Raw genomic sequence first — 14,293 nt, forward strand, 5'->3', positions numbered from 1 at the left:
CCGGTAACCCGAACGGCGCTACAGAACGCGGCCGGGGACGCCGATGGACTCGACCACCGGCCCCGCGCGGCCGGCGGTGCGCGGTCCGAAGCCACGGGGGAGGAGGTGCCGGGCGAATGAGTGAGGACGCCCGGTCCGGCAACGCTCATGAGCCCGAATCTCCCGAGGACGAACAGCGATTACTCGACCGGTTACGAAGCGGCGACGAGGCCGCGTTCGCCGAGTTGTTTTCCCGGCACGCGGACGCGGTGCGGCGGTTCGCCGCCCGGCACGCCGCCGATCCCACCGACGCCGACGACCTGGCCGCCGAGGCGTTCTTCCGCGTGCTGCAGGCCGTCCGGCGCGGCGCCGGGCCCAGCGAGAACGTCCGCACGTACCTGCTCACCGTGGCCAGGCGGGTGGCCTGGGAGTGGTCCGGCCGGCGGCGGGACGTGCCGGTCACCGACGAGGAACTGGGCCAGCGGGTCGAGCCGCACGCCGACAACCTCACCCGGCGGGCCGACCACCACCTGATCGCCCAAGCGTTCACCAGCCTTCCCGAGCGCTGGCGAACCGTGCTGTGGCGGATCGAGGTGGAGGGCGAGCGCCCGGCCACGGCCGCGCCGCACTTCGGCCTCTCCGCCAACGCCACCGCCGCCCTGGCCCGCCGCGCCCGGGACGGTCTGCGCGCCGCCTACCTGCAGGCCCACGTCGCCGCCGGCCGCGGCGAGGCCGACTGCCGGCCGGTGCTGGACCGGCTCGGCGCGTACACCGCCGGCGGGGTCAAGGGCCTGGAGGCCAGGCGGATCCGCGGCCACCTGGCCAGCTGCCGCTCCTGCCGGTCGCTGCAGGACGAGCTGCGGCAGGTGTGCGCCGAGCTGCGCGGCTACGCCGCCGTACTCGCGCCCGCGGCAACGGTCGCCGCGTTCGCCGCCGGCCACCACCTCGGCGGCACCGCCGCCACGGCGGTGGCTCCTCCTGCGGGCGGCACGGTCATGCCGGCCACGGTGGCGGGAACCTCGGGCGGCGGCACGGCCGGGCCGGCGGCGGCCGGCGCGGCGGGCGCCTCCGGCGGCGGTGCGGGCACCCTGCTCGGCAAGGGGGCGCTGCTCGGCACCCGGGTCAAGCTCGCGCTCACCGCCGCGTCGGTGGCCGCGGTCGGCATCTTCGGGGTCACCGCGGGACCGCTGATCGCCGACGGGTTCGGCCGGCAGGGCGTGCACGCCGACGGCGACGCCACGCCCAACTGCCTGCCCGTCGCCCCGGACCCGGCCGGACCGACCACCGAGCCGCCAACGGGCCAACCCGCGCCCGCCTCGCCGCCCGGACCGGCCGCCGCGCCGCCGGCTCCCGCCGCTGTGGCGAAGATCACCCGGCTCCCCCAGTTGCCGGAGTCACGCGGCGTAGCCCCGGTGGCCGGGGGAGCCGGTACCCGCGCCGGGCCGCCGCCCACCGGTGCCGGTCCGGGCGCCGACCCGCCAGTTACCACGACGCCGCCGGCATCCGGCAGTACCGCGCCCACGGGCCGTTCCGACCCAGGTCAACCGGACCCCACCCGGTCGAGCACCGGCCGGCCGAGCCCCTCCACCCCGCCCGGCTCGTCGGCGGCGCCGCCGTCGTCGCCACGGCCCGCGTGGGATCGGGATGACCACCGTCCGCGCGAGCCCGGGCGGATGCACCGTCCGTGGAAGCGCGGGGTGTGATCGGGTACTCCATACCTCGTTCGGCAGAATCGCCGCTGACTCCCTGTCCACCAGGACCGGTCACCCAGATGTCCGGTTGCTCCCAGGTTCACCCTCGGGGACCCCGGGGGTGCCGGGTAGCGTGAGGGGCACGGTCAGTGATCAGTCGTGCGTCCGAGTGGCGGGCTCGCAGCTGAGGAGGCGGTGATGACGCGGCTGGTACGTGGCGCGGATGGCCGGATGTGGACCATACGGGCGCGGGTCGAGTGGACTCATCCCGCGACCGAGGACGACTTCGAGCACGACGTCAACGGCGGTCCCGGCCCGGGGCTGATGATGCTGGGCCTGCTCACCCTGCTGGCGGTGGTGCTGGTGGCCTGGATGCCCGGCGTGGTCGTGGTGCCGCCCTGGCTGATCCTCGCGCTGGCGGTGGTCTTCCTCTTCTTCCCGGCGCGGTGGTCGCTGCGCCGGCCGTGGACCGTGGTCGCGGAGACCGCGGGGGACGTCGAGGAACTGCCGCCGGAGCGGTGGTTCGGCACGGTGCGCGGGCTGTTCAAGATCCGCTCGGAGACGAACAAGATCGCCCGCAACATCGAGGTGTACTCCGCGCCGGACGTGGAGGGCCCGCTGCAGCCGGTCGACTGACGGGCGCGGCGGGGTAACACTGGACCCCGTGCCAGAACTCCCCGAGGTGGAGGCGCTCGCCCATCACCTGCGCGAGCACGCCGTGGGCCGCACTGTGGCCCGGGTCGACGTGGTCGCACTGAACGTGCTCAAGACGGTGAACCCGTCGTGGACCGAGCTGGCCGGCCGTGCCGTCACCGGCGCGCACCGGCACGGCAAGCACCTCGACCTGGACTGCGACGGCCTGCACCTGGTGGTTCACCTGGCCAGGGCCGGCTGGCTGCGGTGGGCGGACACGCTGGGCGCGGCACCGCCCAAGCCGGGCCGCGGACCGCTCGCGCTGCGCGTGCACCTCGGCCCGCCCGGCCAGGGACCCGGCTTCGACCTCACCGAGGCGGGCACGCAGAAGCGCCTCGCCGTGTGGATCGTGCGCAACCCGGCGGAGGTGCCCGGGATCGCCCGGCTCGGCCCGGACGCGCTCGCGGTGAGCAGGGACGAGCTGGCCGAGCTGCTGGCCGGGCGCACCGAGCGGATCAAGACCGTGCTCACCGACCAGTCGGTGCTCGCCGGGGTGGGCAACGCCTACTCGGACGAGATCCTGCACGCGGCCAGGCTGTCCCCGTACGCCACGGCCGGCCGGCTGTCCGCGGACGCGGTGACCGCGCTGCACGACGCGCTGGGATCGGTGCTGCGGGACGCGGTGGACCGCTCGGTCGGCCAGAACGCGGCGCGGTTGAAGGGGGAGAAGCGGTCCGGGCTGAAGGTGCACGGCCGCACCGGGCTGCCCTGCCCGGTGTGCGGGGACACCGTGCGCGAGGTGTCCTTCGCCGGCCGGTCCTTCCAGTACTGCCCGACCTGCCAGACCGGAGGCAAGCCGCTCGCCGACCGCCGGCTGTCCCGGCTGCTGAAGTAACTCAGCCGACGACCAGTACCTCGAGCGCGCGCGGGCCGTGCACGCCCTCCACCCGGTCCAGTTCGATGTCGCTGGTCGCGGAGGGCCCGCTGACGAAGGTCAGCGGCCGCACCGGGTCCAGCCTGGCCAGCGCCTCCGGCACGGTGCCGGCGATCTGGTCCTCCCGCACCACGCACAGGTGGTAGTCGGGGACCAGGGTCAGCGCCCGCCGGCCCTGAGCCTCCCCCGCGTCCAGCACGATCGTGCCGGTCTCCGCGATCGCCACCGCGCAGCCAGTGACAACACCGTCGCAGGCGTCCAGATCCGCCACCGGCAGCGGCGGCTCGTCCAGCCGCCAGGTCACCCGCGGGACCCGCCAGGGCTCCGGCAGGTCGGTCGGCGCGACCACCACCCGGGCGCCCCGCCCGGCCAGCCGCGCGGCGATCGCCTCGGCCAACCCGTCGGCGGCGACCCGGTGGACGGCGGCCCGGTAGTGCTCGATCCGCTCGGCCAGCAGCGCCGGCAGCTCGCCCAGGTCCCTGGTGCGGTCGTAGTCGCGGGGCACCTCCGGCGCGGCCGGCCGGTCGGCCAGCGCGGCGCGCACCCGCCGCAGCACCTCACTTCGCGCGTCAGCCACGGGTGCGCCTCCACCACATCCGGAAGGACTCGGCCGGCGGCGCCGGCACGTCCCGGGAGGCGGTCCACCGCGACCCGGGAAACGGCAGGCGGGTGATCCACCCGTCGCGGGCCAGGAACCGGGCCAGCGACCCGGCCCGCTGCGCCGCCTCGTACCGCTTCGGATCGGCGAACACCCAGCCCGCCGCGGCCATCCCCAGCGCCTCCGGGCCGCGCGACCCCTTCGCCGCGGTGGCCTGCGCGCGCAGGTGCACCAGTACCTCGGGAATGTTGATCCGCACCGGGCAGACCTCGTAGCAGGCGCCGCACAGCGAGGACGCGTACGGCAGCGACGCGGCCTGCGCATCGTGCATGTCGCCGACCAGTTGCGGGGCGAGGATCGCGCCGATCGGCCCGGGGTAGACCGAGCCGTACGCCTGCCCGCCGGTGCGCTCGTACACCGGGCAGACGTTCAGGCAGGCGGAGCAGCGGATGCAGCGCAGCGCCTGCCGGCCCACCGGGTCGGCCAGCGCGTTGGTCCGGCCGTTGTCCAGCAGCACCAGGTGGAAGCGCTGCGGGCCGTCGCCCGGCGTCACCCCGGTCCACACCGAGGTGTAGGGGTTCATCCGCTCCGCGGTGGACGACCGGGGCAGCAGTTGCAGGAAGACCTCGAGGTCGCGCCAGGTGGGCACGATCTTCTCCAGGCCCATTACGGTGATCAGTGTCCGCGGCAGGGTGAGGCACATCCGGCCGTTGCCCTCGGACTCCACCACCACGATGGACCCGGTGTCCGCGACCGCGAAGTTCGCCCCGGAGATCGCCACCTTGGCGGACAGGAACTTCCGGCGCAGGTGACGGCGGGCGGCCTCGGTGAGCGCCACCGGCTTGTCGGACAGCCAGGGCGGCGCGCTTGGCATCTGGCGGCGGAAGATGTCCCGGATCTCCGCGCGGTTGCGGTGGATCGCCGGGACCAGGATGTGCGAGGGCCGGTCATGGCCGAGCTGGACGATCAGCTCGGCCAGGTCGGTCTCGATCGCGTGCACCCCGCCGGCGGCCAGTGCCTCGTTCAGCCCGATCTCCTGGGTGGCCATGGACTTGACCTTGACCACCTCGTCGGCGCCGGCCTCCCGGGTCAGCCGCAGCACGGTGTCGTTGGCCTCGGCGGCGTCCCGCGCCCAGTGCACCACGCCGCCCCGCTCGGTGACCGCCCGTTCCAGCCGCTCCAGGTAGGTGTCCAGGCGGGACAGCACGTCGTCCTTGATCGCCTCGCCGGCCCGGCGCAGCCGCTCCCAGTCGGAAAGCTCGGCCACGGCTTCGGCCCGCTTGGCGCGGATGGTGCCGGTGGCCTTGCGCAGGTTGGCCCGTAGCTGCGAGTCGCCGAGCGCGGCGTGCGCCGCCTTCGGGAACGGCGGGGTGCCGAGCCAGGTCACCGGATTGCTGCCCACGGTTCCTCCTCCGTGCTGGCCAGGATCTCCGCGAGGTGCACCGGGCGCACCCCGGCGCGCACGCGGGACAGCCCACCGCCGATGTGCATCAGGCAGGAGTTGTCACCGGCGGTGACCACCTCCGCGCCGGTGTCCAGCACGCAGCGCATCTTGTCCGCCAGCATCGCCGTCGACGTCTCCGCGTTCTTCACCGCGAAGGTGCCGCCGAAGCCGCAGCAGGTCTCCGCGAACGGCAGCTCGACCAGGTCGAGACCGCGCACCGCGCGCAGCAGTGTCAGCGGGCGGTCGCCCACGCCCAGCATGCGCAGCGAGTGACAGGTCGGGTGATAGGTGACGCGATGCGGGAAGTACGCGCCCACGTCGGTCACCCCGAGCACGTCGACGAGGAACTCGGTCAGCTCGTAGGTCATCGTCGTCGCCGGGCTGGCGCCGACCAGTCCGGGGTGGAACTCGCGCACCATGCCGGCGCACGACCCGGACGGCACGACCACCGCGTGGTAGCCGGCGAACACCCCCGCGTACCGCTGTGCCAGCGGTTTGGCCTGTTCACGGTAGCCGGTGTTGAAGTGCATCTGCCCGCAGCAGGTCTGCCCGAGCGGGAAGTCGACCGTGCACCCGAGCCGCTCGAGCAACCGGACCACCGCGCGCGCCGTATCGGGGTAGAACGTGTCGGTCAGGCAGGTGGCGAACAGCGCCACCCGGGTGGTCCTGGATTGCACCACCTCACCATGCCTGCCCGCTCATCCGATGTCTACTGCGGGTGTCGCCGACCGCTCACCGATGCGGACGACGCGTAGGTCGACGCGGCCTTGCCCGGCTCGACTCACCGGCAGGAGCATGTTCGCGTGGCTGAACTGCTGACCGAGCGCGCGTTGCTGACCACCGTAGCCACGCTGGCCGTGCTCGGACTGTTCGTCATGCTCTGCCGGGCCCGCCGGGTGACCGCGTCGGTCGAGGACGCCGTCATGGCCGTGTTGCAGCGGATGTCCAAGGCCGCGCCCGACCTGCGCGAGGGGCTGACCCAGGAAGCGGCCGACAAGGCCGTGCCGCACCTGCGCGAACTGCTTAAGTGCATCGCGGTCGGCATCACCGACGCCGAAGGCACCCTGCTGTCCTGGGACGGCGAGGCCAACGAGCACTACCAGGGCCTGGTCCCCTACATCGACAAGGCGATGGACGGGATCAAGCGAGAGTACGTGGAGCACGGCAAGCTGCCCTGTGACCACAAGGGCTCCTGCCCGATGCGCGGCGCGGTGGTCGTGCCGCTGACCGTGGAGGGCCGGATCGAGGGCACGCTGATCGTGGTCGGCGCGATCAGCGGCAAGCGGCTGATCCGGATGGCCGACGAGGCCGCCCGCTACGTGTCCACCCAGCTCGAACTGGCCGAGTTGCAGCGGTCCCGGCAGCAGCTCGCGCAGGCCGAGGTGAAGGCGTTGCGCGCGCAGATCTCCCCGCACTTCATCTACAACGCGCTGAACACCATCTCCTCGCTGATCCGTACCGACCCGGAGCACGCCAGGGAACTGCTGCTGGACTTCGCCGAGTTCACCCGCTACTCGTTCCGCACCAACGGGCTGTTCACCACGCTCGCCGAGGAACTGCGCAACATCGACCGCTACCTGACCCTGGAACGTGCCCGGTACGGACCGCAGCGGCTGAACGTCCGGCTGCGGATCGCCCCAGAGGTGCTGCCCGTGGTGGTGCCGTTCCTGGTGCTGCAGCCGCTGGTGGAGAACGCGGTGCGGCACGGGCTGGCCAAGAAGCCCGGTGGCGGCACGGTCACCGTGGCCGCCGAGGACCACGGCACCGAGGCACTGATCAGCGTCGAGGACGACGGCGTCGGCATGGACCCGGACCGGCTGTTCGACGACCTCAAGGACTCCCACAAGACCGGTGCGCACGTCGGCCTCGGCAACATCAACGACCGCATGCGCTCGGTGTTCGGCGACGAGTACGCGCTGACCGTGGAGACCGCACCGGACGCCGGGATGAAGGTGATCCTGCGGGTGCCGAAGTTCAGCCCGGGGGTGCGGCCCAGCCTGTCCATGGTGCCGGAGGAGATCGGCGAACCCTCCGACGGCCAGCACAGCACCGCGAGCGTCTGACAGCCTGTTCCGGAACCGGACCGACCCTGCGATGACGAGTATGGGAACGCGCCAGGGCGAAGCCCCGCGATCGCGGGGGCGGGGCGCCTGGTCAGGCACGACCGGAGTGCCGGGTCCCGATCGCGCCCCGGCGACGCGATCGCGGCGCGCGTTCAGGAACAAGCACTGACCGGAACCGACCACGGCGGCGGCGCGGGGACGTAGGGTCGGAGTATGAGCGTGAGGGAACGGCTGGCGACCCGGTTGCCCGTGCTCGGCGAGCGCATCGACCGCGCCCCGGTGGTCGCCATGGTCCGCCTGCACGGGGTGATCACGCCGACGCCGACCCCGGTGGCACGCGGCACGATCAGCCTTCATCTGGTGGAGACCGCGCTCACCCGCGCGTTCGGCCATGACCGGCTGGCCGCGGTGGCGCTGGCGATCAACTCGCCGGGCGGGTCGGCCACCCAGTCCGCGCTGGTCGCCGAGCGGATCAGGGGTCTGGCCGCGAAGAAGAAGGTGCCGGTGCTCGCCTTCTGCGAGGACGTGGCCGCCTCCGGCGGCTACTGGCTGGCCTGCGCCGCCGACGAGATCTACGCGCACGCCACCTCGCTGGTCGGTTCGATCGGCGTGCTCTCCGCCGGCTTCGGGCTCAACGGCCTGCTGGAACGCATCGGCGTGGAGCGGAGGGTGCACACCGCGGGCGAGCGGAAGATGCGGCTCGACCCGTTCAGCCCGGAGAAGGACGAGGACATCGCCTGGCTGAAGAAGCTGCAGGCCGAGTTGCACGACCAGTTCGTCGCCTGGGTCCGCCAGCGGCGGTCCGGCAAGCTGCGGGGCGAGGACGATGAACTGTTCTCCGGCGAGGTGTGGACCGGTGCTGCGGCGCTGGAACGCGGCCTGGTGGACGGCCTGGGCACCGCCCGCGAGGTGATCGGCCGCCGTTTCGCGGATGCCGACGTGGTGGTCGCCGAGCCGCGCCGGCCACTGCTCGCCCGGCTCGGCCTGGCCGGCGGCGCGAACGCCCGCTGGGGGGTCGCACCGGCCGCGGATACGCTGCTGGCCGCGGTGCAGGCGCTGGAGCAGCGGGCCACCTGGTCACGCTTCGGCCTGTAGGCGGTAAGAACCTGTACTGTTGGATCAACGTCACCGCCCGGGCCGGTCAGTTGATCGTGGACAGGGCCCGGGCCGAATGGGCAAGATTCGCGTCACAGTGAGCAGCCAAGAAAGCACCGCCGGACTCATCGTCCTCGCGGTCGATGACGAGGAACACGGGCTCAACGAGCTGAAGTACCTGCTCGAGCAGAACCCGAGGGTCAGGCGAGTCCTGACGGCGTTCGACGCCGCCGAGGCGCTGCGGGTGGTCCGGGGCAACGACCCGGAACTGGCCCACCGCGCCAGGGCGGGTATGCCTCCGGTGGACGCCGTGTTCGTGGACATCGACATGCCCGGACTGTCCGGCATGGAGCTGGGCAAGGTGTTCACCGCGTTCCGCAACCCGCCGTCCGTGGTGTTCGTGACCGGGTATCCCGGCGAGGCCGTGGACGCCTTCGAGTTGGGCGCCACCGACTACATCGTCAAGCCGGCCCGGCAGGAACGGGTCAACAAGGCGGTGGAGCGCGTCGAGAAGAACCTCCGCCGCGCGCTGGTCCAGCAGGTTGAGGCGGCCCAGCCGGAGCAGCGCGACGACGAGGTCATCCCGGTCGAGTTGGCCGGCACCACCAAGCTGGTGCCCCGGTCCGCGGTGCGGTACGTGGAGGCCCAGGGCGACTACGCCAGGCTCTACACCAACGACGGCAGCCACCTGGTCCGGGTGCCCCTGGCGCAGCTCGAGGAACGCTGGGCGGACGCCGGGTTCATCCGCATCCACCGCTCCTACCTGGTGGCCCTGCCGCTGGTCACCGAGCTGCGGATGTCCTCGTCCGGGTACACGGTGGTGCTGGGCAGCGGGCCGGAGGCCAAGGAACTCCCGGTGTCCCGCCGGCACACCCGCGACCTGAAGGACCGCCTCGTGCGGGCGCCCAAGCAGGGATGGAACTCGGGCGGATGAGCCGGCACGGATCGGGCGAGGAACCGCCGGAGGGCAGAGCCGACCGGGACCCGTGGCTGTCCGTGTCGGCCCGCCGGCCGCGCCGCCGGCGGGTGGTGCTCGCCGAGGCCAGGGGCCGCTCCCGGGTCATGCACATCGCCAGCGAGCTGGAGGAGCAGACCAGCGTCGGCGAGGCGCTGGTGCGCAACCTGGTGCGGGCGCAGATGCGCGCCGCGATGCTCTCCGCCGCGGTGGCGCTCGGCCTGCTGCTGCCGCTGCCGCTGGTCTTCGCGTTCTTCCCGGCGCTGGGCGACATCTCGGTGTTAGGCATCCGGCTGCCCTGGCTGGTGCTCGGCCTGGCTCCCTTCCCGCTGCTCTACCTGGTCGGCCGCCGGTACAACCGGGCGGTCGAGACACACGAGAAGGACTTCGTGAACATGGTCGAGAGCTGACCGCGGGGTCGTTGCCGTGATGGGGCAGAGCGCGTGGGCACTCGGCGGCATCGTGATCGTCGCGATGCTCACCTTCTACCTGGGCTGGTACAGCTCCCGGAAGGCGATCACCACGCCCGACTTCCTGGTCGCCAGGCGCACCGTGCGGGCCAACCAGAACGCGGCCGCGATCTCCGGCGAGTACCTGTCCGCGGCCTCGTTCCTGTCCGTTGCCGGCCTGGTGCTCAAGGACGGCGCGGACGCGCTGTGGTACCCGATCGGCTTCACCGCCGGCTACCTCGCCCTGCTGCTGTTCGTCGCCGCGCCGCTGCGCCGCTCCGGCGCGTACACCCTGCCGGACTTCGCCGAGGCCCGGCTCGGCTCGACCGCGCTGCGCCGGCTGTCCACCGGGTTCGTGGTGATCATCGGGCTGATGTACCTGGTGCCGCAGTTCCAGGGGGCGGGGCTCACGCTGAACGCGGTCAGTTCGGTGCCGGCCTGGGTGGGCGCGGTGGTGGTCGCCGCGGTGGTCATGGTCAACGTGCTCGGCGGCGGCATGCGGGCGATCACCGTGGTGCAGGCGTTCCAGTACTGGGTCAAGCTGTTCGCCATCGCGCTGCCGGCGTTCGTGCTGTTCGCCGTGTTCTTCACCGATCAGCCGGCGAAGGCACGCCCGCTGTCCGCCGCGGCGCCACCGAGCTTCACCCATGCCACCGAGGTCACCGTGCGCTCCCCGGTGCGGCTGCGGGTGGCGGAGCCGGTGCGGCTGTCGGCCACCGGCGCGGTGGACGGCGCTCCGGCGAACGGGCCGGTGTACTGGGGGCGTGGGCTGCACGACGTGGACCGCGGCACCACGCTGCGGTTCCCGGCCGGCGCCTCCGCGCCGGTGGTGGACGGCAACCCGCCGACCAACGCGCTCTGGCTGCACCCGGAGGCGGGCGGGGCCCGCTCGCTGTTCGCCACCTACTCGCTGATCTTCGCCACGTTTCTGGGCACCATGGGCCTGCCGCATGTACTGGTGCGCTTCTACACCAACCCGGACGGCCGGGCGGCCCGGCGGACCACGCTGCACGTCCTGTGGCTGTTGGCCCTGTTCTACGCGTTCCCGACCGTGCTGGGCGCGCTGTCCCGGTTGTACCTGCCGCAGTTACTGGTCACCGGGCAGACCGACGCGGCGGTGCTGCTGCTACCCAACACCATGCTGCCCAACGTGGTGGGCCGGCTGCTCGGCGCGATCGTCGCCGCGGGTGCGTTCGCCGCGTTCCTGTCCACCTCGTCCGGTCTGGTGGTCAGCCTGGCCGGGGTGCTGTCCACCGACGTGCTACCCGGCCGGGTCCGCGACTTCCGGGTGGCCACGCTGATCGCCGGATCGGCGGCGCTGCTGCTGGCCGTCCCGATGACCTCGATCGACATCTCCCGGTCGGTCAGCCTCGCCTTCGCGGTGGCGGCGTCGACGTTCTGCCCGCTGCTGGTGCTCGGCATCTGGTGGCGGGGGCTGACCGCGGCCGGGGCGGCGGCCGGCATGGTGGTGGGCGGCGGCCTGGCGGTGGCCGCGGCGGTGGTCACCAGTGTCAGCTCGCTGACCGGTGGCTGGGCCAGCCCGCTGCTGTACGAGCCGGCGCTGGTCAGCGTGCCGGTCGCGTTCCTGACCATGGTGGCCGTCAGCAAGGCGACCAGCCGGCGGCTGCCGCCGGACGTCGGCCGGATCGTGCTCCGGCTGCACGCGCCGGACCGGCTGGGCTTCGTCAAGGACCGGGACGTGGCCAGGTTCGGCTCCCCGGCCGACGGCCGGGCGGCCACCGACGGCCGGCACCGGCTGCTCCGCGACCGATCCCACCGGTGACCCGGGTTCACCTTGCTCCCACGGCTGGACGTGGCAGCATCGGGACCGTGATGCCGCTGAACGTGCCCACCGTGACCGCCTCCGAGGTGCCTGAGGACGCGGTGCTACTTGACGTCCGCGAACCCGACGAGTGGACCGCCGGCCATGCGCCGCGCGCCGTGCACATCCCGCTCGGTGAGCTGGCCGGGCGGCTGGGCGAGGTGCCGGAGGAGGGGCAGGTGTACGTGATCTGCCGCAGCGGTGGCCGGTCCGCCCGGGCCGCCGCCTACCTCAACCAGAACGGCTGGGAAGCGGTGAACGTGGACGGCGGGATGAAGTCTTGGGCGGCCGCCGGTCGTCCCATGGTCAGCGAGGACCCCGGCGGTCAGCCGGAGGTGCTCTGACGGACTCTTCGGAGGCGGACGGACCCGCGATGACGACTATGGGAACGCGCCGGGGTGAAGTCCCCGCCACCGCGGTGGCGGGGCGCCTCTCCTGGCCGAACCGGCGGCTGCCGGGCCATCGCAGCGCCCGGACAACGCGGTCGCGGCGCGCGTTCCGGAACGGGAACTGACGGTGACGTATCCGGGTGGGCCGATGCGGGTGGACTGGGTGGCGACCCCGCCGCCCGGTGCCCAGCCGCCCCGGTTCGCCCCGCGCCGGCTGCCCTACACCGGGCCACCCTCCTACCCGGCCACGCCGCGATGGGGATTCCCGCTGCTGGTGTGGCGGTGGCCGACGGCGTTGCCGCCGGTGCCCGGGTCGTCCGCCTCGGTGTCGCCGGTGGACCGGGCCAGGGCCACCGGTGCGGCCGCGGTCCAGGCGCTCTGGATCACCGCGGCACTCTGCCTGACCGCCGCCTGCGGTGAGGGCTGGCGGTACACGCTGCTGCTGGCCAGCCGTTACGGGGCGCTGTCCGGGGCGGTGGTCTCGCTGTCCGACGCGCTGGTGATCACCACCGGGGTGGTCAGCGTGCTGGCCGCACTGCTGTCCCTGCTGCTCGCCGTGCTGTGGCTGCGACGGGCTAGGGAGGTCGCCGCGCTCGCCGCCGGCTTCGCACCGCCCCGCCCGGACTGGCAGGTGGTCCTCGGGTTGCTGCTGCCCGGGATCAACCTGGTGGTTCCGGGCTCGGCGCTGGCCGAGTTGGAGCATGCGGCGCTCGGCCGGCCGGCCGCCACTCGGCCCACGCCGTCCCGGCTGGTGCTGCTGTGGTGGGGCGCATGGGTGGTGGGCGTGCTGCTGTTCGTGCTCACCGTGCTGTGGTCGTTCCGCGGCGGCGTGCAGGCCGCGGCCGACGGCGTGCTGCTGCACGCGGTCAACGACCTGGCCGCGGCCGCGCTCGCGGTGCTCACCATCCGCGTGGTGCACTGGATCAACGGCCTGATCGGCCCGGTGGACACGCACCGGGTGCGACGCGCCCGCGTGGTGCGGGTGACCGGCGCGCCGCCGCCCCCGCTCCGCCCGGCCCGCCCCGCCGGGGTCAGGCGGTGACCGGCAGCGCGGCCAGCCCCCGGATGACGAACTCGCGGCGCCGCACCGGCTCGCCGGCCAGCGCCAGCCCGGGCATCCGGTGGACCAGCGCGTGCAGCGCCGCCTCGATCTCCAGCCGGGCCAGCGGCGCGCCCAGGCAGTAGTGGATGCCGGCGCCGAAGCCCAGGTGCGGGTTGGGGGACCGGGTCACGTCCAACCGGTCCGGCTCGGCGAACACCGCCGGGTCCCGGCCGGCGGCGCCGAGCAGCGCTGCGATCTTCTCACCCGCGCGGACCCGGTAACCGGCGATCTCCACGTCGGTGGTGGCGGTGCGCTCGAAGAGCTGCAGCGGCGAGTCGTAGCGGATCAGTTCCTCCACCGCGGTCGGCACCAGTCCCGGGTCGGCTACCAGCTTCTGCCAGGCCTCGGGGTGCCGCAGCAACGCCAGCGTGCCGTTGCCGATGACGTTCACGGTGGCCTCGTGGCCGGCCATGAGCAGCAGCACCACGGTGCCGACCAGCTCGTCCTCGGACAGCCGCGCCCCGTCCGCGTCGCGCACCGCGACCAGGTCACTGATCAGGTCCTCACCCGGTGCGCGCCGGCGCAGGTCGACCAGTTCGCGCAGGTAGCCGACGAACTCGGTGGCCGCCCGCTCGGCACGGCGGCGCAGCTCCGGCCCTGGTGCGGGTTCGTACATCTTGACGATCGCGTTGCTCCACGGCTGCAACAACGGCCGGTCTGCCGGCGGGACACCGAGCAGCTCCGCGATCACCTCCACCGGCAGCGGCGCGGCCAGGTGGTCCAGCAGGTCGGCCGCGCCGTCCCCGGCGGCCCGGTCGGCCAGCCCGGCCACCATCCCGGCGGCCAGCTCGTGCACCCTGGGCCGCAGCCGCCGCACGTGCCCCCGGCCGAACGCGGTGGCAACCAGCCCGCGCAGCCGGGTGTGCGTCGGCGGCTCGCGCTCCAGCAGCGAGTTGCGGTGTAACAGGTTGAACGAGGGGAACGCCTCCAGTGGCCGCGCGTCCGACCAGATCCGGCCGAGCGAGCGGTGCCGGAGCACGGCCGAGGCCGCGGCGTGCGACACCGCCACGGGCAGTTCGAGCTGCGGGTGCCAGTGCACCTCGGCCCGCGCGCGGGCGGCGGCGAAATGCGGGTAGGGGTCGGCGATGAACGCGGGGTCGTGCACGTCGAATGGCGCCGCGCCGGTCATGTCTCCCACC

14 protein-coding genes are annotated in these 14,293 nt (G+C 73.4%); 10 read left to right on the forward strand and 4 right to left on the reverse strand.

Features of this window, described 5'->3' with window-relative positions:
* Window positions 1–116: 116 nt before the first annotated feature.
* The 3 genes from FFT21_RS13775 (at window position 117) to FFT21_RS13785 (ending at window position 3,198) form a co-directional block, all read left to right on the forward strand.
* Complete coding sequence (locus tag FFT21_RS13775; protein WP_225978390.1) at window positions 117–1,682, forward strand: sigma-70 family RNA polymerase sigma factor; 1,566 nt, start codon at window positions 117–119, stop codon at window positions 1,680–1,682.
* Window positions 1,683–1,868: 186 nt separating this feature from the next.
* On the forward strand, window positions 1,869–2,306 hold the full coding sequence (locus tag FFT21_RS13780; protein WP_137814248.1) for a DUF983 domain-containing protein: 438 nt from the start codon (window positions 1,869–1,871) through the stop codon (window positions 2,304–2,306).
* Window positions 2,307–2,334: 28 nt separating this feature from the next.
* A complete protein-coding gene (locus FFT21_RS13785; RefSeq protein WP_137814249.1) occupies window positions 2,335–3,198 on the forward strand; it encodes an Fpg/Nei family DNA glycosylase in 864 nt (287 codons plus the stop codon).
* A gap of 1 nt (window position 3,199) precedes the next feature.
* On the opposite strand, the gene FFT21_RS13790 is transcribed toward FFT21_RS13785, so the two are convergent.
* The 3 genes from FFT21_RS13790 to FFT21_RS13800 are packed head-to-tail and all read right to left on the reverse strand — an operon-like array spanning window position 3,200 to window position 5,935.
* The gene (locus FFT21_RS13790; protein WP_137814250.1) at window positions 3,200–3,814 is read right to left on the reverse strand and encodes a LutC/YkgG family protein; all 615 of its coding nucleotides are present in this window, start codon (window positions 3,812–3,814) and stop codon (window positions 3,200–3,202) included.
* A complete protein-coding gene (locus FFT21_RS13795; RefSeq protein WP_137814251.1) occupies window positions 3,807–5,237 on the reverse strand; it encodes a LutB/LldF family L-lactate oxidation iron-sulfur protein in 1,431 nt (476 codons plus the stop codon). Before FFT21_RS13795 ends, FFT21_RS13790 begins: the two co-directional genes overlap by 8 nt.
* Window positions 5,219–5,935, reverse strand: a complete 717-nt coding sequence (locus tag FFT21_RS13800) for a (Fe-S)-binding protein (RefSeq protein WP_137814316.1) — start codon at window positions 5,933–5,935, stop codon at window positions 5,219–5,221. The genes FFT21_RS13795 and FFT21_RS13800 overlap by 19 nt, the downstream gene beginning before the upstream one ends.
* 147 nt (window positions 5,936–6,082) lie before the next feature.
* Between FFT21_RS13800 and FFT21_RS13805 the strand changes: the two genes are divergently transcribed.
* From FFT21_RS13805 to FFT21_RS13835, 7 genes are all read left to right on the forward strand, one after another.
* Window positions 6,083–7,342, forward strand: coding sequence for a sensor histidine kinase (locus tag FFT21_RS13805; RefSeq protein ID WP_225978391.1), 1,260 nt, complete (start codon window positions 6,083–6,085; stop codon window positions 7,340–7,342).
* A 213-nt stretch (window positions 7,343–7,555) separates the two neighbouring features.
* A complete protein-coding gene (locus FFT21_RS13810; RefSeq protein WP_137814252.1) occupies window positions 7,556–8,437 on the forward strand; it encodes a S49 family peptidase in 882 nt (293 codons plus the stop codon).
* A 76-nt stretch (window positions 8,438–8,513) separates the two neighbouring features.
* Window positions 8,514–9,371: a LytR/AlgR family response regulator transcription factor gene (locus tag FFT21_RS13815; RefSeq protein WP_192909528.1), complete on the forward strand. Its 858-nt coding sequence runs from the start codon at window positions 8,514–8,516 to the stop codon at window positions 9,369–9,371.
* Window positions 9,368–9,802 carry a hypothetical protein gene (locus FFT21_RS13820; protein WP_225978392.1) on the forward strand — a complete coding sequence of 145 codons (435 nt, stop codon included), beginning with the start codon at window positions 9,368–9,370 and terminating at the stop codon, window positions 9,800–9,802. Before FFT21_RS13815 ends, FFT21_RS13820 begins: the two co-directional genes overlap by 4 nt.
* 19 nt (window positions 9,803–9,821) lie before the next feature.
* Window positions 9,822–11,624: a sodium/solute symporter gene (locus FFT21_RS13825; protein WP_137814253.1), complete on the forward strand. Its 1,803-nt coding sequence runs from the start codon at window positions 9,822–9,824 to the stop codon at window positions 11,622–11,624.
* Window positions 11,625–11,674: 50 nt separating this feature from the next.
* Complete coding sequence (locus FFT21_RS13830) at window positions 11,675–12,007, forward strand: rhodanese-like domain-containing protein (protein ID WP_137814320.1); 333 nt, start codon at window positions 11,675–11,677, stop codon at window positions 12,005–12,007.
* Window positions 12,008–12,179: 172 nt separating this feature from the next.
* Window positions 12,180–13,094 carry a DUF4328 domain-containing protein gene (locus FFT21_RS13835; RefSeq protein ID WP_225978393.1) on the forward strand — a complete coding sequence of 305 codons (915 nt, stop codon included), beginning with the start codon at window positions 12,180–12,182 and terminating at the stop codon, window positions 13,092–13,094.
* Here the strand turns inward: FFT21_RS13835 and FFT21_RS13840 are convergent.
* On the reverse strand, window positions 13,084–14,283 hold the full coding sequence (locus FFT21_RS13840) for a cytochrome P450 (protein ID WP_137814254.1): 1,200 nt from the start codon (window positions 14,281–14,283) through the stop codon (window positions 13,084–13,086). The genes FFT21_RS13835 and FFT21_RS13840 overlap by 11 nt on opposite strands.
* Between the last annotated feature and the right edge of the window lie 10 nt (window positions 14,284–14,293).

Source organism: Gandjariella thermophila (assembly GCF_005405885.1).
Classification (GTDB): Bacteria; Actinomycetota; Actinomycetes; order Mycobacteriales; family Pseudonocardiaceae; genus Gandjariella; species Gandjariella thermophila.